At 60.8% G+C, this 18,434-nt stretch carries 20 protein-coding genes; 11 read left to right on the forward strand and 9 right to left on the reverse strand.

What is annotated here, in order from left to right; translation table 11 throughout:
• The first annotated feature begins 9 nt into the window (after positions 1 to 9).
• The gene (locus tag DM813_RS23190) at positions 10 to 918 is read left to right on the forward strand and encodes a LysR family transcriptional regulator (protein ID WP_206617420.1); all 909 of its coding nucleotides are present in this window, start codon (positions 10 to 12) and stop codon (positions 916 to 918) included.
• Positions 919 to 922: 4 nt separating this feature from the next.
• On the opposite strand, the gene DM813_RS23195 is transcribed toward DM813_RS23190, so the two are convergent.
• From DM813_RS23195 to DM813_RS23210, 4 genes are all read right to left on the reverse strand, one after another.
• A complete protein-coding gene (locus tag DM813_RS23195) occupies positions 923 to 1,795 on the reverse strand; it encodes an alpha/beta fold hydrolase (protein ID WP_128325733.1) in 873 nt (290 codons plus the stop codon).
• A 16-nt stretch (positions 1,796 to 1,811) separates the two neighbouring features.
• Positions 1,812 to 2,441: a LysE family translocator gene (locus tag DM813_RS23200; RefSeq protein ID WP_206617421.1), complete on the reverse strand. Its 630-nt coding sequence runs from the start codon at positions 2,439 to 2,441 to the stop codon at positions 1,812 to 1,814.
• Positions 2,442 to 2,539: 98 nt separating this feature from the next.
• Positions 2,540 to 3,130, reverse strand: a complete 591-nt coding sequence (locus DM813_RS23205; protein ID WP_128325734.1) for a 2-hydroxychromene-2-carboxylate isomerase — start codon at positions 3,128 to 3,130, stop codon at positions 2,540 to 2,542.
• Between the two features lie 35 nt (positions 3,131 to 3,165).
• Complete coding sequence (locus tag DM813_RS23210) at positions 3,166 to 3,897, reverse strand: SDR family oxidoreductase (RefSeq protein WP_128325735.1); 732 nt, start codon at positions 3,895 to 3,897, stop codon at positions 3,166 to 3,168.
• Between the two features lie 90 nt (positions 3,898 to 3,987).
• On the opposite strand from DM813_RS23210, the gene DM813_RS23215 reads away from it, so the two are divergent.
• The 4 genes from DM813_RS23215 to DM813_RS23230 all read left to right on the forward strand — a co-directional run bounded on the left by DM813_RS23215 (position 3,988) and on the right by DM813_RS23230 (position 7,483).
• Positions 3,988 to 4,542, forward strand: a complete 555-nt coding sequence (locus tag DM813_RS23215; RefSeq protein WP_128325736.1) for a TetR/AcrR family transcriptional regulator — start codon at positions 3,988 to 3,990, stop codon at positions 4,540 to 4,542.
• Positions 4,529 to 5,125 (forward strand): eCIS core domain-containing protein, encoded by a 597-nt coding sequence (locus tag DM813_RS23220; RefSeq protein WP_128325737.1) that lies wholly within the window; start codon positions 4,529 to 4,531, stop codon positions 5,123 to 5,125. Before DM813_RS23215 ends, DM813_RS23220 begins: the two co-directional genes overlap by 14 nt.
• Positions 5,126 to 5,220: 95 nt before the next feature.
• Positions 5,221 to 6,270 (forward strand): class I SAM-dependent methyltransferase, encoded by a 1,050-nt coding sequence (locus DM813_RS23225; protein ID WP_128325738.1) that lies wholly within the window; start codon positions 5,221 to 5,223, stop codon positions 6,268 to 6,270.
• Positions 6,271 to 6,427: 157 nt separating this feature from the next.
• On the forward strand, positions 6,428 to 7,483 hold the full coding sequence (locus DM813_RS23230) for a tetratricopeptide repeat protein (RefSeq protein WP_128325739.1): 1,056 nt from the start codon (positions 6,428 to 6,430) through the stop codon (positions 7,481 to 7,483).
• 48 nt (positions 7,484 to 7,531) lie between these two features.
• Here DM813_RS23230 and DM813_RS23235 read toward each other — a convergent pair whose 3' ends face one another.
• Entirely contained in the window at positions 7,532 to 7,990 is a 459-nt protein-coding gene (locus DM813_RS23235; protein WP_128325740.1) for a nucleoside deaminase, read from the reverse strand.
• Between the two features lie 147 nt (positions 7,991 to 8,137).
• On the opposite strand from DM813_RS23235, the gene DM813_RS23240 reads away from it, so the two are divergent.
• Together DM813_RS23240 and DM813_RS23245 are read left to right on the forward strand one after the other, a co-directional pair.
• On the forward strand, positions 8,138 to 8,839 hold the full coding sequence (locus tag DM813_RS23240) for a type 1 glutamine amidotransferase domain-containing protein (RefSeq protein ID WP_128325741.1): 702 nt from the start codon (positions 8,138 to 8,140) through the stop codon (positions 8,837 to 8,839).
• A 149-nt stretch (positions 8,840 to 8,988) separates the two neighbouring features.
• Positions 8,989 to 9,741, forward strand: coding sequence for a CSS-motif domain-containing protein (locus tag DM813_RS23245; protein ID WP_164897284.1), 753 nt, complete (start codon positions 8,989 to 8,991; stop codon positions 9,739 to 9,741).
• A gap of 69 nt (positions 9,742 to 9,810) precedes the next feature.
• Here the strand turns inward: DM813_RS23245 and hppD are convergent, their stop codons facing one another.
• Positions 9,811 to 10,887 (reverse strand): 4-hydroxyphenylpyruvate dioxygenase, encoded by a 1,077-nt coding sequence (hppD, locus tag DM813_RS23250; RefSeq protein WP_128325743.1) that lies wholly within the window; start codon positions 10,885 to 10,887, stop codon positions 9,811 to 9,813.
• A gap of 305 nt (positions 10,888 to 11,192) precedes the next feature.
• On the opposite strand from hppD, the gene DM813_RS23255 reads away from it, so the two are divergent.
• The gene (locus DM813_RS23255; RefSeq protein WP_128325744.1) at positions 11,193 to 12,752 is read left to right on the forward strand and encodes an EAL domain-containing protein; all 1,560 of its coding nucleotides are present in this window, start codon (positions 11,193 to 11,195) and stop codon (positions 12,750 to 12,752) included.
• Between the two features lie 61 nt (positions 12,753 to 12,813).
• Positions 12,814 to 13,701: an EamA family transporter RarD gene (gene rarD, locus DM813_RS23260; RefSeq protein WP_128325745.1), complete on the forward strand. Its 888-nt coding sequence runs from the start codon at positions 12,814 to 12,816 to the stop codon at positions 13,699 to 13,701.
• Here rarD and DM813_RS23265 read toward each other — a convergent pair.
• Entirely contained in the window at positions 13,664 to 15,235 is a 1,572-nt protein-coding gene (locus DM813_RS23265) for a TerC family protein (protein WP_128325746.1), read from the reverse strand. The two genes, rarD and DM813_RS23265, sit on opposite strands and share 38 nt — an antisense overlap.
• Positions 15,236 to 15,551: 316 nt before the next feature.
• On the opposite strand from DM813_RS23265, the gene DM813_RS23270 reads away from it, so the two are divergent.
• Positions 15,552 to 16,139: a LysE family translocator gene (locus tag DM813_RS23270; RefSeq protein WP_128325747.1), complete on the forward strand. Its 588-nt coding sequence runs from the start codon at positions 15,552 to 15,554 to the stop codon at positions 16,137 to 16,139.
• On the opposite strand, the gene DM813_RS23275 is transcribed toward DM813_RS23270, so the two are convergent.
• Both DM813_RS23275 and DM813_RS23280 read right to left on the reverse strand, forming a co-directional pair.
• On the reverse strand, positions 16,128 to 16,913 hold the full coding sequence (locus tag DM813_RS23275) for an AraC family transcriptional regulator (RefSeq protein ID WP_128325821.1): 786 nt from the start codon (positions 16,911 to 16,913) through the stop codon (positions 16,128 to 16,130). The genes DM813_RS23270 and DM813_RS23275 overlap by 12 nt on opposite strands.
• 5 nt (positions 16,914 to 16,918) lie before the next feature.
• The gene (locus DM813_RS23280; protein ID WP_128325748.1) at positions 16,919 to 17,461 is read right to left on the reverse strand and encodes a helix-turn-helix domain-containing protein; all 543 of its coding nucleotides are present in this window, start codon (positions 17,459 to 17,461) and stop codon (positions 16,919 to 16,921) included.
• A gap of 159 nt (positions 17,462 to 17,620) precedes the next feature.
• On the opposite strand from DM813_RS23280, the gene DM813_RS23285 reads away from it, so the two are divergent.
• Positions 17,621 to 18,403, forward strand: coding sequence for an aldolase (locus DM813_RS23285; protein ID WP_128325749.1), 783 nt, complete (start codon positions 17,621 to 17,623; stop codon positions 18,401 to 18,403).
• Positions 18,404 to 18,434: the final 31 nt, after the last annotated feature.

Raw genomic sequence — 18,434 nt, forward strand, 5'->3', positions numbered from 1 at the left:
TTAGGAACAATGATGGAAGACCTTAACGACCTTTACTACTTTGCCCAGGTGGTCGAACACGGCGGCTTTGCCCCGGCCGGTCGCGCCCTGGACATGCCTAAATCCAAACTCAGCCGCCGCATCGCTGCCCTGGAAGAACGCCTTGGGGTTCGTCTGATCCAGCGTTCTACCCGGCACTTTTCAGTGACGGAGATCGGTCAGGCGTACTACCGCCATTGCGTCGCCATGCTGGTGGAAGCCGAAGGTGCTGCCGAACTGATCGAGCGTAACCGCGCCGAGCCGCAAGGTATCGTGCGCCTGAGTTGCCCCACGGCACTTCTGGACTTTTGGGTAGGGGCCATGCTGACCCGCTTCATGGTGCAGTGTCCCTTGGTGCAATTGCACATTGAGAGCACCAACCGCCAGGTCGACCTGATTCAGGAGGGCATCGACATTGCCTTGCGTGTCCGGGTACCTCCGCTGGAAAGCAGCGAGCTGGTGATGAAAGTGCTGGCACGCAGCACTCAGTGCCTGGTGGCGGCGCCGGCATTGCTCGAACGCTTGCCGGAGCGCCCGGTACCCACCGATGTCACCACCCTGCCCAGCCTGCATTGGGGCAACCCGCAACGTGACTACCACTGGCACCTGTCAGGCCCGGACGGCGCCCGTGCGAGCCTGCGCCATACACCCCGGCTGGTCACCGATGACCTGGTGGTGCTGCGTCAGGCCGCGCTGGCTGGGGTCGGCGTTGTGCACTTGCCGCTGGTAGTGATCCGCGAAGCCCTGGACAGCGGGCAGCTGGTACATGCTGCGCCGAACTGGGCACCGGAATGCGGTGTGGTACACGCCGTATTCGCCTCGCGGCGTGGCTTGTTGCCGTCGGTGCGCAGCTTGCTGGACTTCCTCGCCGCAGAATTCGAGGCCAGTGACATCGCCTGACGGGTTACTTCAGCAGAAAGCCTTCGACCCGCTCACTGCACACCGCCGGATCTTCCTGCATGAAGCAGTGCCCGCCAGGTACCTGAGCCGCCTCGACGTGACGATTACTCTGCGCCCAGTGCTGCACCGACTGCGGTACGAAGGGATACGTGTGTTCACCATAGAGCACCAGCGTCGGCGTCTGCACCTGCGCCAGTGACGCCCACATACGCTTTGGAAAGGAACTGAAAATTTCCACCTCACGGCTGGGCCGGCACTTGAGTACCACCCCTTCGCCGCAATCACCGATGGCGTGCTCGATATAGGACTGCAGGGCGGTCTCGGTCCAGCCTTTGAAGATGCCACGGCCTTCGAGCGAAGCGCGCGCCGAGGCGCGGTCTGGCCAATGGCTGCGCCGTGTTGCTGCCTTGCGAGCCAAGGTGTGACGGCGGTGCAGGCCGACCAGTGCTGCCGCGCTCATCAGGCCGATCATGGAACGACTGAACAGGACCGGGTCAAGCAGCACCGCGCGCTGGAACAACTGCGGCCTGCTTGCCAGCATCAGGGCGGTCAGCACCCCGCCAAAACTGTGGCCGAGGGCATAGCGCGGCACATCGGCGTATTCACCGCGACCGGCCTCAAACGCTTCGATAACCAGTTCTACGGTGCGGTTCCAGCCCAGGAACGGACCGCCGTGATCACTGTCGCCATGGCCTTGCACGTCACACAACCAGAGATCGAAATGCTCGGCCAGGCGCGCCAGCAATGGCTGATACACCAGGCCGCAAAAGCCGTTGCCGTGGAGGAAGTGCAGCAACGGCTTGCCGCTGGCGGGCGAACGCCACCCGCGCAAGGTGAAGCCGGCACTTGTGTCATGGGACCAGGGAATCAACTGCATGTGCCAGCGCACTCATTCAGGAAAAGCTGGATTCTACAAAGAGCAGCGGGTAAAGGGATATCACCAGAAGCGCCGCCATCAACAGATTAAACAGCATCAGCCAGCGCGGATTCTGCAGCACCGTACGTAGGGCGCTGCCGAACATGACCCAGATGCATACGCTGGGCAGGTTGACTAACGCAAACACTGCGGCGATCACTATCACGTTGGTGACATAGCCCTGCGCCGGTGTGTAGGTAGTGATGGCGCCGACCGCCATGACCCAGGCCTTGGGATTGACCCACTGGAACGCCGCCGCGCCCCAAAATCCCAAAGGCTTTCGGCTTTCGCCGTTGTTGACGGACATCGGCCCGGAGGTGGCTATTTTCCACGCCAGGTACAGCAGGTAAGCGGCGCCTACGTAGCGCAGTACCGTATAGATCGGCGGGAAAGCCTTGAATACTTCACCCAGCCCGAACCCCACTGCCAGCACCATGACCATGAAGCCGACGCTGATGCCCAGGGCGTGGGGAATCGACCGGCGCACGCCAAAGTTCACCCCGGAGGCCAGCAACATAGTGTTGTTGGGCCCCGGGGTGATTGAAGAGACGAAGGCGAACAGGACGAACGCAGTTATCAGGTCGATTGAGCTGAGCATGGCAGGCATTCCAAAAGGATCAGGGCTCGAATGACACTAACGGAGTCCTGATCCGGCTCCTCCATACAGTTGTAGGAAATTTAACCACTACACTTATCTGTACTGAGTTACTGCAGCGCCTCTTCCACAAACTCCAGGCGGTCCTGACCGAAAAACATCTGCTCGCCGACAAAGAAGATCGGGGCTCCAAAGGCACCCCGGCGTACCGCCTCTTCCGTCGCATCCTTGAGTGCGGCTTTGACCTGGGGATCGACGGTCCAGGCCTGATACTGCTCCGGGTCGAAACCCGCTTCGTGCAGAACGGTGGCAAGTACCTGAGGGTCGCCAAGGTTACGCTGCTGCACCCACAGCGCCGGGAATACCGCCTTGAGGTAGGTCTCGAAACGTTCCGGGGCGAACAACTGGACGGCCATCGTGCCGCGCATCAGCGTCAGGGTATTGATCGGAAACCCCGGTGGAAACGCCAGTGTCACGCCATAGCGCCCGGCATAGCGTTGAAAGTCGGCAAACACATAGCGGGCCTTGGCCGGCACCATCGCCGGCGACGCATTGCCGGTAGCCTGGAACACCCCGCCCAACAACATCGGTCGGTACACCAGTTGCGCGTCACAGCGGGCGCACAAGGCCGGTAGCTGGGTCCAGGCCAGGTAGCTGGCCGGGCTGCCCAGGTCAAAGAAGAATTCGACAGTCTTGCTCATTGCACAGCATCCTTTTTATTGTTGTTTTGCAGGGCTTACCAGCGTTCCATCCACGGCCGCAGGTCAAGTTCGAAGGTCCACGCGTCACGCGGCTGGGCGTGCAGGAACCAGTAGCTGTCGGCGATATGGGCAGGGTCAAGAATGCCATCCTCATCCTTGAGCGCATAGCGCTCGGGGAAGGTGTCGCGGATGAACGCGGTGTCGATGGCGCCATCGACCACGACATGGGCGACATGAATGTTACGCGGCCCCAGCTCTCGCGCCATGCTCTGCGCCAGCGCCCGGATGCCATGTTTGGCCCCGGCAAAGGCTGCAAAGCCCGCCGCACCGCGCAAGCCGGCCGTTGCGCCGGTGAACAGGATAGTGCCACGCTCCCGGGTGACCATGCGCCGGGCCACCGCCTGACTGGTCAGGAAGCCGGCAAAACAGGCCATTTCCCAGATTTTGAAATACTTGCGCGCGGTCTCTTCGAGAATGCTGCAAGGCACATTGGCGCCAATGTTGAACACAAACGCCTCGATCGGGCCCAGGGTGCTTTCGATCTGTTCAACCAGCTCGACCACCTCCTCTTCCTTGCGCGCATCGGAGGCAAAGCCATGCGCCTCACCGCCCGCTGCCCGAATCTCGTCTACCAGCGGCTGCAGTTTGTCGGCACTGCGCCGGGTCACGCAGGCGATATAGCCTTCCCGGGCAAAGCGCTTGGCAATCGCGCCGCCGGTCGCATCCCCGGCCCCCACCACCAGTACCACTTTCTTGTTCTGTGTCATGCATCGCTCCATTGATAAACGATCATTTAGTAAACGAACGCTATGCTATGATCCACACTTCGTCAAGCCATCGATACGGAGCCTGTCGGCGTGCGTTACTCCACCACCCACAAGGAACAAACCCGGCAGAAATTGCTGGAAAGCAGCGGTGCCCTGGCCAAGCGCGGCGGCTTCAATGCCACCGGGGTTGCCGGCCTGATGAAAGCCATCGGCCTGACCGGTGGCGCCTTCTACAACCATTTTCCGTCCAAGGATGACCTGTTCACCGAAGTGGTACGCCGCGAACTGAGCCACAGCCCCATGGCCCAGCAACCCATGAATCCGCAGCGCCTGGAACGCTGTCTGGACCAGTACCTGAGCCTCGCCCACGTGCACAATCCCGAGGGCGGTTGCGCCATCCCGGCCCTGGGTGCCGAGATCGCCCAGGCGCCCATGGCGGTGCGTGAAGAGGCCGAACACTGGTTGCGCACCTTGCAGCACGCCTGGGCCGAAACCCTCGAAAGCCCCGCGCTGGCGTGGGCGCTGATCAGCCAATGTGTAGGGGCGCTGGTGATCGCCCGCATGCTGGCCAACGAGGACAGCCAACAGGAAGTCATCACTGCCTCCCGTGAGTTTCTTGCCGAGGCCCTGCATGAGCGTCGCTGAACGGTGGTTGCTTGCCCTTGCCCTCCTCAGTGCCCCCCAGGCGTTCGCCGCCTGCCCGGTCGGACAGTACGAAATCTGCCTGGGCAGTTGCATCTGCTCGCCTATCGATCCCGGCCAGGCCGGGACCGTCCTCGATGACCTCGGTCGCATGGCCAGCAGCTCACTGGCCATCGCCCTGCAACAGGCGCGTGACACCGCCGCGGCGGGTTCACTGCAACCGATCCCCCTGCACATCCGCGCCCAGCTCGAGCCCTACTACGACTTTCAGGTGCTCGATGCCGCACGTTACAAGGTGGGGGACGAACAAGCGCTGGACAGTGCCAACGCCGTGCTGCAAAACCCCGACGTCAATGCCGTGACCCTGATCGACATCATCGTCTTTCGCCATGCCGAAGATGCCGAGGAAAATGTCGCGCTCTGGGCCCACGAACTCCATCACGTCCAGCAGTACCAGCAATGGGGCGTCGAGGAATTTGCCCGGCGTTACTCGCGTGACTTCGATGCGGTCGAGGCACCGGCCTACGAGATCCAGAGCAAAGTCAGCAAGGCCCTGCGTGAACGGTCTTCCGGCCAGGCACGCTGAACTAGACTTATATATTGCCCCACGAAAAATGGCCCGAGGTCGTCGCTGCCGGTGGCGACCCCGTTGACGTTGGACTTCTTGCAGGAGAACACGCAATGGACGAAGCCAAGCTGAATGACTTCATGGGAAAGCTGGTCAACGACATGGGCGCCGCCGCCCTGCTGGCCAACCTCATTCTCGGCGATGAACTGGGCCTGTACCGGGCTATGGCCGACAGCCAGTTCATCACCCCCGAAACGCTCGCAGAAAAGACCGGCTGCAACGCCCGGTTGCTACGCGAATGGCTCAGTGCCCAGGCAGCATCGGGCTACATGGAACATCAGGACGGACGCTTCCGCCTGCCCGAAGAGCAGGCCCTGGCCCTGGCCATCGAAGACTCTCCGGTGTATGTCGCTGGTGGGGCCTCGGTCATCGCCGCCCTGTATCACGACAAAGACAAACTGGTGGCGGCCATGCGCGGCGACGGCGCCCTGCCCTGGGGTGACCACCACCCCTGCATGTTCAGCGGCACCGAGCGCTTCTTCCGCCCCGGCTATCGCGCCCACCTGGTCGCCGAATGGCTGCCGACCCTGACCGGAGCCGTCGGCAAGCTGCAAGCAGGCGCCAAAGTCGCCGACGTTGGCTGCGGCCACGGCGCATCGACCGTGATCATGGCGCAGGCCTTCCCGGCATCGACGTTTTATGGATACGACTACCACGCGCCCTCGATTACAGTATCGAGCCAGCGCGCCGTTGAAGGCGGGGTGGCCGGACGCACGCAGTTCATCCAGGCCAGCGCCAAAGACTTTCCGGGCCGCGACTTTGACCTGATCTGCTACTTCGATTGCCTGCATGACATGGGCGACCCGGTCGGTGCTGCCCGCCATGCGTTCGACGCGCTCAAGGCCGATGGTTCGGTGTTGCTGGTCGAGCCCTTTGCCCATGACAGCCTGGATGAAAACAGCACGCCGGTGGGCCGCCTGTTCTATGCCGCCTCGACCTTTATTTGCACGCCCAACTCGCTGTCCCAGGAAGTTGGCCTGGGGCTGGGGGCACAAGCAGGAGAAGCTCGGCTGCGTGCCGTGTTCGAGCAGGCCGGCTTCAAACACTTTCGCCGCGCGACCGAGACACCCTTCAACCTGATACTCGAAGCCCGCAAGCAGTAACCCGTGTTGTGCTGATCGTTCAGGTCATCGCGAACAGCGCCGATCGCGGGACAATTCAGGTAGTTGTCCCGCGACCGCTGGCATACGCGGCGTTGACGTCAGCCCCTCACTCACCCAAGCTGACGCTTCTGCCCGTCGCTTGTTCCCGGATTCACCCATGTCCAAACCGCGCCAACTCACCCTTGTCAGCCTGACCTTGCTCGTCATCCTGGGGCTTGGGGCGTATTTCCTGCGCGACAACAATCCCCCGCCTACACCTGCCCTGACGCTCTCCTACGCCAAGGCCCTGGCGATGGCGCACAATGGCCAGCCAGGTGCCGCCAGGGTGCTCTACCAGCAACTGGCACGCACTGACCTTTCCGCGATCCGTCGCGCGGGGCTTTATGCCGAGCTGCCCAACTACCCTTCACCATTGGCGCTGAAACTGGCCAGCCAGGATTTAAAGCATACCGACCCGCTGGTTCGTCGCGCAGCCATCGCCAGCATTCAGGCGATGCTGCCCGGCGCCCAGCGCAGCCTCGTGCTCGGCCCCTTGCTCGATGACGAGGACCCGCAGGTGCGCTTTGCCGTGGTCGATGCGCTGCTGGGCCTGGGGCCGGACGAAATCGGTCTGTATTTCGGCCCGTTGCAGCATGTGCTGGAACAGTATCAGCACGTGCTCGTGCAACAGCCGGACGACCCGACAGCCCAGTTGCACCTGGCCCGGCTTTATCTGCATGAGAACAATTTCAAGGATGCGGCCGCAGCTCTGGAGCAAACCCTGAAACTGGACCCGGACAACCTGCAAGCGCTGGCCGTGAAGGTCGAGTTGCTGGAGCGTCAAAACCAGACCGACGCCTCGCGCCAGGTGCTGGCCAACGCCCTGCAGCTGCAACCTGACTCGGCCTTTTTGCAATACGAACTGGGGCGCTGGTTACTGCGCCATGACCAGGAGGAGTATGCACTGCTGGCGTTCGCCCGCGCCCTGGAGCTGGAGCCGGACAATGCCGAATACAGCTACACCTTGGCTACCAGCCTGCACCAACTCGATCAGATCGAGCCGGCGCAAAAACAGCTCGAAGCGCTTGTCGACCGTGAACCGGCCAACCGCAAGGCCAGGGTGCTGTTGATCGAGTACTGGAAGGAAACCGGTCAGATGCAGAATGTACAGGTGCTGCTGGCACAGCTCGAACAGCTCAACCCCGACGACCCGCTGGTACAGCAAGGTCTCTAAAGGCGCACCTGCTCATTAGCAATGCCCGGTTGTAACGTCTTCGAAAAGCTAAACCCCGATGTCTTCGTTCCAGAGTTCAGGTCGGGCCTGGATAAATGCTTGCATCATGCTGATGCAATCAGCATTGTGCAGCACTTGCAGCGTTACACCGCGGGACTGCAACAACGCTTCTTCACCGAGGAAGGTCTGGTTTTCACCGACGATCACCCGCTTGATCCCATATAACAGGATCGCCCCACTGCACATCGCGCAGGGCGACAAGGTGGTGTATAGCGTTGAATCGGCATAGACCGACGCCGGCTGCCGCCCGGCGTTTTCCAGCGCATCCATTTCACCATGCAAAATGGCGCTGCCCGACTGCACCCGTCGGTTGTGTCCGCGACCGATGATGTTCCCCTGGTGCACCAACACCGAGCCAATGGGAATGCCACCCTCCTCCAGCCCCTTGCGCGCTTCGTCAATGGCCGCCTGCATGAATTCGTCCGTTGCTACTGTGGCGCTGCTCATTGGCAGTCAACTCCTGTGCCATGGGATCCACCAAGGCTAGCATAGCGCCAGCAAAGAATGGCATCTCACGCCAGCACTACTATGCTGTAGGGGTTTTCCTTGGCGATCCGGGCAGGCCGGGTCCGTTCCAGTGAAGGGAGCCTGGTGATGAGCAAGAAAATGCTGGTGGTTTTGACCAATACGGCAAAGTACCCCACGCTCAAGCGCGCCACCGGCCTTTGGCTCGGTGAGGCCGTGCATTTCGTCGAAAAAGTCCAGAAGGCCGGTTATACGGTCGACTACGTCAGCCCGGCCGGCGGCTATGTACCCGTCGACCCTCATAGCCTGAGCATGGCCAAGGACATTGACTGGGACTGGTACAACGACAAGGCCTTCATGAACCGCCTGGGTAAAACCCTGAGCCCGGGCCAGGTCAAGGCCCAGGAGTATGTGGCGATCTACTATGCCGGTGGCCACGGCGTCATCTGGGACTTTCCGGATAACACCGGCTTACAGGAACTGGCGCGTAGAATTTTCGAGGCCGGTGGTGTGGTCGCCTCGGTGTGCCATGGCGCTGTAGGGTTGCTCAACATCAAACTCAGTGATAACACCCTGCTGGTAAAAGATCGGGAAGTGACCGGGTTCTCCAACATAGAGGAACAATTGGCTGAACTGGACAAGGTCGTACCCTATCTGACCGAAACCGAATTGAGTGCTCGTGGCGGTCTGTACAGCAAGGCTGAAGACCCCTGGCAGGAGTTTGCCATCAGCGACCAGAAGGAAGGCCGTCTGATCACCGGGCAAAACCCGGCCTCAGGCGGTAAAGTCGCAGAACTGGTGATCAAGGCATTGGCTGCCAGCACGCCGTGATCCCGACCTCAATCTGAAGGGGACTACAGCAGCCTGCAATAACACTTACAGGCACCTCAGACTGACTTCTCTATGCTGACCCTCCGTTTAGCATAGAGACCGTCACCATGGTTCCAAACACCCACGCCGGACGTAGCCTGATCGAATTTATGGTTACCCTGCTGATCGGCTTGGCACCGGTCGTTTGTGGCTTGCTTGTACTGTCCTTTCAGGTTGATCGCAAACAGCAAGAGACGATCGAGGTCACCTCTCGGGAAGCGATCTACAGCATCGACAGGACTATCCAATCCTTGCATGAAACCACCAGTCACGCGCTCTGGCTGGCTGGCAGGCCCTGCGAAGAGGTGTTGCCCGAACTGCGCCATGAAGTAGTCAAACAGCCCAACGTCCGCAGCCTGGCGCTGGAGCAGCAAGGAAACATTTTTTGCAGCACGTTGTATGGTGCAACTGATATTACCTTCGGCCAGGGTGATTTCATCAACGGCCGACTGCGCGTGGACCCCGGCAGCCCGGCGACTCCGGGGTCGGCGATCTTGTTGTATCGTCTGCAATCCGCGCCTCATGGCGCAATTGCGGTGGCTAACCTCAAGATCCTGCAGGATGAGTTGCTCGGGTTTCAGAACGCGGTGGTACTGACCCTGCAGTTTGGTGAACGGTATGTATGGGCTACAGGTCATGGTGACTGGATGCAGTTGCCCAACCAGGAAGAAAACACCCTGAAGCTCGACTCCGAACGCTTTGGCTATACCGTCCATGCCGGCTACGCCGCCGGTGAGTCGTGGAGTGTCATCCGCCAGGCCATGCACCGGACCCTACCGTCACTGCTGCTGGTGGGCATCATGACCTCGGCTGCTGGGTACTGGGGGCTGTTCCGCAGAAGCCGGAGTCGTTCCACTGAGTAACACTGAGTGCACAACCAAAAAAGGCCATTGAGTGGGTGCTCAATGGCCTTTTGATTTACCGCGAACGGGTTACTCGACGTTCAGTACGCCGCGACGCACCTGGTCACGCTCGATGGACTCGAACAGCGCCTTGAAGTTGCCCTCGCCAAAGCCATCATCGCCCTTACGCTGGATGAACTCGAAGAACACCGGGCCCATCAGGGTTTCAGAGAAGATCTGCAGCAACAGGCGTTTGTCGTCAGGCTGCGAAGAGCCGTCAAGCAGAATGCCCCGTGCCTGCAATTCATTTACCGGCTCGCCATGGCCTGGCAGTCGGCCCTCGAGCATTTCGTAGTAGGTGTCTGGCGGCGCGGTCATGAAGCGCATACCCATCTTCTTCAACGCGTCCCAGCTCTTGAGCAGGTCGTCACACAGGAAGGCGACGTGCTGGATGCCCTCGCCGTTGAACTGCATCAGGAACTCTTCGATCTGCCCGGCGCCCTTGGACGACTCTTCGTTCAACGGAATACGGATCATGCCGTCGGGTGCGGTCATGGCCTTGGAGGTCAGGCCGGTGTATTCACCCTTGATGTCGAAGTAGCGAATCTCACGGAAGTTGAACAGCTTCTCGTAGAACGCCGCCCAATACGCCATGCGCCCGCGGTACACGTTGTGGGTCAGGTGGTCGATGACCTTCAGGCCCGCGCCAACGGGGTGGCGATCAACACCTTCGATAAAGTTGAAGTCGATGTCATAGATCGAACTGCCTTCCTCGAAACGGTCGATCAGGTACAGTGGCGCGCCACCGATACCCTTGATGGCCGGCAAGCGCAGCTCCATCGGACCGGTTTCGATCTCTACCGGCTGCGCACCCAGCTCCAGGGCGCGCGCATAAGCCTCGTGGGCATTGCGCACACGGAACGCCATACCGCAGACGGACGGCCCGTGCTCGGCGGCAAAGTACGAAGCAATGCTTTTCGGTTCGTTGTTCAGGATCAGGTTGATGCCACCCTGGCGGTACAGGTGCACATCTTTGGAACGGTGGGTAGCCACCTTGGTGAAGCCCATGATCTGGAAGATCGGCTCCAGCGCACCCGGCGTCGGGGACGCGAATTCGATGAATTCAAAGCCCATCAGGCCCATCGGGTTTTCAAAAATGTCGGCCATGCTCGTTACCTCATCATCAATGCGCTAAAAACGGAAACTACTTGCTATCGATGGCGAGCGAATGGCGGCGCGCAGGAAATGCCCCTCACACTGCGTGCGAGGAAGTCTCCGTAGATCAGCTTGAACCCATGACACTTCATATGGACCCATTCCCGGCGGGTTGATTCCACAGTGGCGTGGAACCTTATTATTGTATGCGTAAGGCGATTCTACAGTGCGTAATCAAATTTGTCGCACGTTTAGTGCAGGCACAAATCCGACGTACGGCTATTCTCTGCTCAGCTGCTCTATTCAGGTTAGTCCTCATGCCCTTTTCGGTAAAACACCGCCCGCTGCACCGCTGGCGCTCGATCCTGCCCTGGCTGGTGGGCGCCCTGCCGATTGCCTGTGGACTGCTGGTCATGCACCTGCAAGCAACACGTGAATTGCAAAGCCGTAGCGAAGCCAGCGCACAGCGGGTGGCAAGCCAGATCGAACGCATCCTCGACAATGCCTCGCGCGCCGCCAGAGTGCTGCTGCCGCTTGCCGGGCAACCCTGCGAGGACGAAAAACTGGCCCTGCGCGAGCAGGTCACCCGCCGCGCCTTTGTCCGCTCAACCAACCTTGAGTACCGCGGGGAGCTGTACTGCAGTTCGCTATTCGGCCCGTACAGCGAGCCGGTAAATGGTCATGACTATTTCAAGGGCGTGCTGTGGTTGATGGATGGCAACTCGGTTACCCCCGGGCATCCCTTGTTGGTCTACCGGATCACCGAAGGTGATCGTGGCGCCATCAGTACCGTGGACGGCGATCACCTGATCGACGCCCTGCACCTGCTCGATGAAGATGATCATCTGTCGCTGCAAGTGGGGCCGCACTGGATGTCACAGGACGGCAAGGTCCGTACAGGGACGCCGCCGCCTGCGGAACTGGCCGCCACCAGCGTCACGTCGAGCTATTACCCCTTCACCATTCAAGGCGGATACGAGCAAGGCAAAGTGGGCAAGCTGATGCGCAGCGAGTACCCGGTGCTGTTCGCCCTGATGGTCGTGCTGGGCGCCATGGCCGCCGTCACCTGCTACTGGCAACTGCGTCGAGCCAGTTCGCCGCGGGTCGAATTACAGCGCGCCCTCGAGGCCGGCGAATTCATCCCCTACTTCCAGCCGGTGGTGCGCCAAGGCGACTACCGCTGGTCCGGCGTCGAAGTCCTGATGCGCTGGCAACATCCCCGGGAAGGGCTGGTCAGTCCCGATCTGTTCATCCCCTATGCCGAACACAGCGGCCAGATCGTACCGATGACACGTCAGTTGATCGCCCGTACTGCCGAGGTCCTGGCACCTCATGCCGACCTCATGGACGATAACTTTCACGTTGCCTTCAACATCACCGCCGATCATTGCCAGGACATGGCCTTGCTGGATGATTGCCGCACCTTCCTCGCCGCCTTTCCCGAAGGACGCGTGTTACTGACCCTGGAGTTGACCGAACGCAAGCTCATCAACGCAACCGAAGCCACCCATGCGCTGTTTGCCGGCCTGCATGAGCTGGGTGTGATGATCGCCCTGGACGATTTCGGTACTGGGCAATCGAGCCTGGCGTACCTGCGCCAGTTCCAGGTCGACTACCTCAAGATTGACCAGAGCTTTGTCTCGATGATTGGCGGTGATGCGCTGTCCTTGCACATTCTCGACAGCATTATCGAGCTGTCGAGCAAACTGGGCCTGGGGATTGTTGCCGAAGGGGTGGAAAATGAAGCGCAACGTGACTACCTGAACCGCCACAACGTCGACTTCCAGCAAGGTTATCTGTTTGCCCGACCGATGTCGGCCGAGGCATTCATCCAGGCCCTGAAAGCGCAAGACCTGGTGCAGGTGGCCAACCACTGACAGCCGGGTTCTGGCTCATCGTTAGCGGTGCACCCTTCTCTTTCCTGCTGCAGAGGCCCTCGTGTCAAAAGGCATCGTTTCATCGGTCATGGCGTCGTGCTTGTTCGCCGTCATGTACTTCTATACCTCACTGTTGACCCCGCTGGACGGTGAAGAAATATTTGGCTGGCGTACCCTCCTGACCCTCCCTTGCCTGACCCTGTTCATGCTGCTGAGCAAGGACTGGCCGCTGATCACCGGCCTGCTCGGGCGCATTCGACGAACGCCGATCCTGCTGTTGGGTCTGTTTGGCACCTCGTCCCTGATGGGGGTGCAACTCTGGCTGTTTCTCTGGGCGCCGTTGCACGGGCGCAGCCTTGAGGTGTCGCTGGGGTATTTCCTGTTGCCGCTGACCATGGTCCTTACCGGACGCGTGGTTTACGGCGAGCGCCTGTCACACCTGCAGAAAGTGGCCGTCGCCTGTGCAGCGACCGGCGTTGGCCACGAACTCTATCAGCATGGCAGCTTCGCCTGGGAAACCCTGCTGGTCGCGTGTGGCTATCCGCTGTATTTCATCCTCCGGCGCAAGTGCCGTACCGATCACCTTGGCGGGCTCTGGGCCGATATGTGCCTGCTGATGCCAACGGCCCTGTACTTCGTGGTCCAGGGGCCGTTGAGCACCCAGGACCTGGTCGAGCACCCGGCCTTGTATGGTTTGATTCCTTTACTAGGGGTGATCAGCGCCCTGGCGCTGATCTGCTACGTACTGGCAAGCCGCCTGCTGGCCTTCAGCCTGTTCGGCCTGCTCAGCTATGTTGAGCCCGTGCTGCTGGTAGGCGTGGCGCTGCTACTGGGCGAGACCATCGGTCCCGACCAGTGGCTGACCTACCTGCCGATCTGGCTGGCGGTGCTGGTGCTGATCCTTGAAGGCTTCAAGCACCTGTTGCGACAGCAGCGTCGATCGGTTTGAGGCGAACCTCGCGGACCCGACGCTCTTCCACCGCCACCACCGTCATCTGCCAGTCGTTCCATTGCAGACTGTCGCCGACGACCGGCAAACGATCGAGCAGGCTCATCACCAGGCCCGCCAGGGTCTGGTAATCCTCGGTCGGTTTCGCCGCGAAGCCGGTACGTGCCTGAATCTGGCTCAGGTTCAGCGCACCGCTGACGACAAAGCCATCCTCGACTTCGACGATCCCCGGCCCCTCGACTTCGCTGGCATCGGGCAGCTCGCCGGCTATCGACTCAAGGATGTCGGTCATGGTCAGCACGCCGGTGAAATCACCGAACTCGTTGACCACAAAAGCGATGTGGGTCGACTGGCTGCGCATCTGCTCAAGGGCATTGAGGATGCTGAAGCTTTCCAGCAGGTTCAGCGGCGCACGCACCAGGCTTTCAAGGTCTGGCTCGTTGCCGGCCAGCAGTTCCTTGAGCAGCTCTTTCTTGTGCACGAAACCCAGCGGCTCTTCGATACGGCCGTTGCGAATCAGCGGCAACCGCGAGTAAGACGAATGCATCAACGCCTTGCGCACGTCTTCGGCCGATTGCGCCAGGTCGATGGCATCGACCTTGGCCCGCACCGTCATCAGGGTCTTGATCGGCCGTTCGGCCAGGTTCAAGACGCCGCTGATCATCACCCGTTCACGACGGTCGAACAGCACATGCTCCTCACCGCCCTCCACTAGGTCGGCAATTTCCTCGCCTACCTCGTCAGCCTCGATACGGCGACCACCCAACAGGCGCAACACCGCATGGGCCGTGCGCTCACGCAACGGACGGTGTTGCTGCAGGCTGCGCTTGCGTCGGGCGCGGGCCACCTGGTTGAACAGTTCGACCAGAATAGAGAAACCGATCGCCGCATACAGATACCCTTTGGGGATATGGAAACCCAGGCCTTCGGCGGTCAGGCTGAAGCCGATCATCATCAAGAAGCCCAGGCACAGCATGATCACCGTCGGGTGGCTATTGACGAAGCGTGTCAACGGTTTGCTGGCAACGATCATGATGCCGATCGAGAAGATCACCGCGATCATCATCACCGACAGGTGCTCAACCATGCCTACCGCGGTGATAACCGCGTCCAGCGAGAACACCGCATCGAGCACCACGATCTGCGCCACGATAGGCCAGAACGCGGCATGGCGCGTGGTGCCACCCGCCTGGGTGACATGGCCCTCCAGGCGTTCGTGCAACTCCATCGTGGCCTTGAACAGCAGGAACACACCACCAAAGAGCATGATCAGGTCACGGCCGGAGAAACTCTTGCCGAACACCTCGACCAGCGGTGCGGTCAGGGTCACCATCCAGGAAATACTGGCCAGCAGGCCCAGGCGCATGATCAACGCCAGAGACAAACCGATCACCCGCGCACGGTCACGCTGATGCGGCGGCAATTTGTCGGCAAGAATGGCAATAAAGACCAGGTTGTCGATACCCAGCACCAGCTCCAGAACAATCAGCGTGGCAAGGCCCAGCCAGGCCGTGGGGTCGGCTAGCCATTCCATGCACAGGCACTCCTTTGGGCAATCAGAGCGTTCTGGACGAACAGGGGGGAGTTGTCACGAGGACTGGAGAATGGCCGGGACGGCCGGGTACTGGGAGGCTCCGAGAACGAAGTCATATCAACCTAATATCAATTGGGGAGGTGATCCTACAATTGCAGCAGGGATTTCTGACAGCGGGAAACTATTTCAAATTCTGTATCAACTCGGCCAATGCCAGCGCTGCGCACGCGGTCGCGGCGAACCAGGGTAATTTTCTTCAATACCTGTACAGGCTCGGCCATCAGACTCGGCGTACACCTAACCTGGATGAAACCCCATGAGTCTGACGCTTTCCATGGCCGCCTTCGCGCTCGCGGCATCAATCTCCCCCGGCCCCGTCAACATCGTCGCCCTGGGCAGCGGTGCCCGTCACGGGTTGCGCGCCAGCCTCAGGCACGTCACCGGCGCTACCCTCGGGTTCAGCCTGTTGCTGGTTCTGGTTGGCCTGGGTTTGCACGAACTGCTGCGCCACTGGCCCGGCTTGACCCAGGTGCTGCACGGCGGCGGCGTGCTGTTCTTGCTGTACATGGCCTGGAAACTGGCCAGCGACCACGGTGAACTGACCAGCAGCAGTACCCCGGCGGCACCGTCGATGCTCGCCGGTGCCACCCTGCAGTGGCTCAACCCCAAGGCCTGGCTTGCCTGCGTGGCGGGCATCGGCGCCTACGTAGGCGAAGGTGAAACCGCTCTGCTCTGGCAATTCACCGGGATCTACTTCGTCATTTGCTACCTGTCCATCGCCAGCTGGGCCTGGGCCGGCAGCGTCATCAGCCAATACCTGGGCAACCCGCGACGCGTGCGCTGGTTCAACCGCACACTGGCAGCGCTGCTGGTCGCCAGTGCACTGTACCTGCTACTGGGCTGACCGGTAGTGGCCCGGCGTTGCCGCCAGGTGCTGCTTGAATGCGCGCTGCAGGTGGGCCTGATCGGCGAACCCGGCTTCCAGGGCGACTTCGGCGATCAGCGCACCCTCGCGTAGCCGGGCGCGGGCGTACTGCACACGTTGATCCAGCAAGTAACCATGCGGCGTCAAGCCGAACGTGCGCTTGAACGCGCGGATCAGGTAAGAAGTCGACAACCCGACCGCCTTGCCGATGTCTTCCAGGCGCAACGGTTCGGTACAGTGCTCGCGGATGAAGGCCGCCGCAGCCAGCAAAGGCGGGCTGACCCGCCCGCTGCCCGGCATGCGGGATGGGACCTGCTGGATCAGTTCACTGAAAAAGACCCGCAGCGCCGCGTCTTTGCAGGCGCTGCCGAGCCGATCATCCAGCAGCACTGCGTACAGCTGGCACAGGCGCTGATACAGCGGTTGCGAGTCGCTGCTCAGGGCATCGAACGGCTGGAACCCCAGTGCCTGTAACCAGGGCAGGTCGATATACAGCATGAGGTAGGACCATGGCTGGCCATTGATCGGGTTGCAGGTGTGCACCACGCCCGGGTTCATCAGCACCACGGTGCCCGCCGACACCTGTTGATGGCGGTTGCCACTCACATAAGTGCTGCTGCCTGCGGTGATTGCACCGATGGAAAAACTCGCATGGGAATGCGGCGCATACCTTATTTTGCGCCCGTCCTCGACGCCGCGCGCCTCAACGAACGGCAGCGCCGGGTCACGCCAGAAACGCGAATGACTGACCATCGCCATCAGCCCTCGGCGTCGTGCACCACGACCAGCAACTGTGCCTGCTGTTCGCCCAGCGAACGCAGGCGATGGGGTGTCTGTGCATTGAAATACAGCGCATCCCCGCGCTCGAGGATCACGCGTTCGTTCATGAAATCCACCTCCACCTGCCCTTCGTGGACAAACAGAAATTCCTCGCCCAAGTGCTCCTTGAAGGTCGAGTCGCTGAAGTCGTGCGGCGGCCTGATGATGAACGGCAACAGGCTGCGGCTGCCTATATGGTTGGCCAACACCGCATAACCCGGCCCCTGGGCGCTCCCGGAAAGCGCCTGGCGTTCACCGCTGCGTACCAGGCTGAAACGCGACTGGCCGGGTGCATCCTCGGCAAACAGTTCTTCGACATTGACACTCAATGCCCGGGCCAGCTTCAAGGCAGCGGCAATGGAAGGTGTGTTGAGACCACGCTCAACCTTGGAGAGATAACTCTTGGTCATACCGGATTTTTCGGCCAGTACCTCCAGGGTGATCCCCAGCTTTTTTCTCAGCAATTTCAAACGAATAGACATGCGATGCAATTTTCCCAGTGCAACGGGCGAGTTTTTCCTTGCTAATGACACTTTGTGTCATATAGTCTTTTTTGTGTCATGCAAATGACCGCCCCCGCACCTTCCAAGTAACCGGGGCGGACGAGCCTGACACTTCTTCTCACCATTGAGGATATCCCTATGGCCAAGACACTGGCACTGCCCAAGGACCACCTGATCAAGCAGGCCCTTACACAAATGCAAGGCTCGCTTGCCGATAATACGTGGACTGCACGGGAAAAGCTGGCCCTGACCTGCCGAATTCTGTTCGACAACGGGCACGATTCCGGCCTGGCCGGCCAGATCAGCACCCGCGGACCAAAGCCTGGCACGTTCTATACCCAGCAACTGGGGCTGGGGTTCGATGAAATCACCGCCAGCAACCTGTTGCTGGTCAACGAAGACCTGGAGGTACTCGAAGGCCAGGGCATGCCCAACCCGGCCAACCGCTTCCACAGCTGGGTATACCGGGCGCGCCCGGACGTCAACTGCATCATCCATACCCACCCTACCCATGTCGCCGCGCTGTCAATGCTCGAGGTACCGCTGCAGGTTTCGCACATGGACCTCTGCCCGCTGTACGAAGACTGCGCGTTTCTGGAAGCCTGGCCGGGCGTACCGGTCGGCAACGAAGAGGGTGAAATCATCAGCGCTGCGCTGGGCGACAAGCGCGCCATCCTGCTCTCGCACCACGGCCAGCTGTCGACCGGGGCAAGCATCGAGGAAGCCTGTGTCATCGCCCAGTTGATCGAGCGTGCGGCCAAGTTGCAGTTGCTGGCCATGGCCGCCGGTACGGTGAAACCGATCGAGCCGGCACTGGGCCGTGAAGCCCATGACTGGATCGCCCGGCCGAAACGCCACAGCGCCGCCTTCAACTACTATGCGCGCCAGTGCCTGCGGGTGCATGCCGACTGCCTGAACTGATTGTTCACCCTTTTGCCTTACTTGCGGAGTA

Origin of the sequence: Pseudomonas alkylphenolica, assembly GCF_004025535.1 — a bacterium.
GTDB classification, from domain to species: Bacteria; Pseudomonadota; Gammaproteobacteria; order Pseudomonadales; family Pseudomonadaceae; genus Aquipseudomonas; species Aquipseudomonas alkylphenolica_A.

What these genes read in the sequence shown, in the direction of transcription:
- DM813_RS23190 (WP_206617420.1), top strand. Translation starts at nt 10, where the DNA reads ATGATGGAAGACCTTAACGACCTTTACTACTTTGCCCAGGTGGTCGAA.
- DM813_RS23195 (WP_128325733.1), bottom strand. Translation starts at nt 1,795, where the DNA reads ATGCAGTTGATTCCCTGGTCCCATGACACAAGTGCCGGCTTCACCTTG.
- DM813_RS23200 (WP_206617421.1), bottom strand. Translation starts at nt 2,441, where the DNA reads ATGCCTGCCATGCTCAGCTCAATCGACCTGATAACTGCGTTCGTCCTG.
- DM813_RS23205 (WP_128325734.1), bottom strand. Translation starts at nt 3,130, where the DNA reads ATGAGCAAGACTGTCGAATTCTTCTTTGACCTGGGCAGCCCGGCCAGC.
- DM813_RS23210 (WP_128325735.1), bottom strand. Translation starts at nt 3,897, where the DNA reads ATGACACAGAACAAGAAAGTGGTACTGGTGGTGGGGGCCGGGGATGCG.
- DM813_RS23220 (WP_128325737.1), top strand. Translation starts at nt 4,529, where the DNA reads ATGAGCGTCGCTGAACGGTGGTTGCTTGCCCTTGCCCTCCTCAGTGCC.
- DM813_RS23225 (WP_128325738.1), top strand. Translation starts at nt 5,221, where the DNA reads ATGGACGAAGCCAAGCTGAATGACTTCATGGGAAAGCTGGTCAACGAC.
- DM813_RS23230 (WP_128325739.1), top strand. Translation starts at nt 6,428, where the DNA reads ATGTCCAAACCGCGCCAACTCACCCTTGTCAGCCTGACCTTGCTCGTC.
- DM813_RS23235 (WP_128325740.1), bottom strand. Translation starts at nt 7,990, where the DNA reads ATGAGCAGCGCCACAGTAGCAACGGACGAATTCATGCAGGCGGCCATT.
- DM813_RS23240 (WP_128325741.1), top strand. Translation starts at nt 8,138, where the DNA reads ATGAGCAAGAAAATGCTGGTGGTTTTGACCAATACGGCAAAGTACCCC.
- DM813_RS23245 (WP_164897284.1), top strand. Translation starts at nt 8,989, where the DNA reads ATGGTTACCCTGCTGATCGGCTTGGCACCGGTCGTTTGTGGCTTGCTT.
- hppD (WP_128325743.1), bottom strand. Translation starts at nt 10,887, where the DNA reads ATGGCCGACATTTTTGAAAACCCGATGGGCCTGATGGGCTTTGAATTC.
- DM813_RS23255 (WP_128325744.1), top strand. Translation starts at nt 11,193, where the DNA reads ATGCCCTTTTCGGTAAAACACCGCCCGCTGCACCGCTGGCGCTCGATC.
- DM813_RS23265 (WP_128325746.1), bottom strand. Translation starts at nt 15,235, where the DNA reads ATGGAATGGCTAGCCGACCCCACGGCCTGGCTGGGCCTTGCCACGCTG.
- DM813_RS23270 (WP_128325747.1), top strand. Translation starts at nt 15,552, where the DNA reads ATGAGTCTGACGCTTTCCATGGCCGCCTTCGCGCTCGCGGCATCAATC.
- DM813_RS23275 (WP_128325821.1), bottom strand. Translation starts at nt 16,913, where the DNA reads ATGGTCAGTCATTCGCGTTTCTGGCGTGACCCGGCGCTGCCGTTCGTT.
- DM813_RS23280 (WP_128325748.1), bottom strand. Translation starts at nt 17,461, where the DNA reads ATGTCTATTCGTTTGAAATTGCTGAGAAAAAAGCTGGGGATCACCCTG.
- DM813_RS23285 (WP_128325749.1), top strand. Translation starts at nt 17,621, where the DNA reads ATGGCCAAGACACTGGCACTGCCCAAGGACCACCTGATCAAGCAGGCC.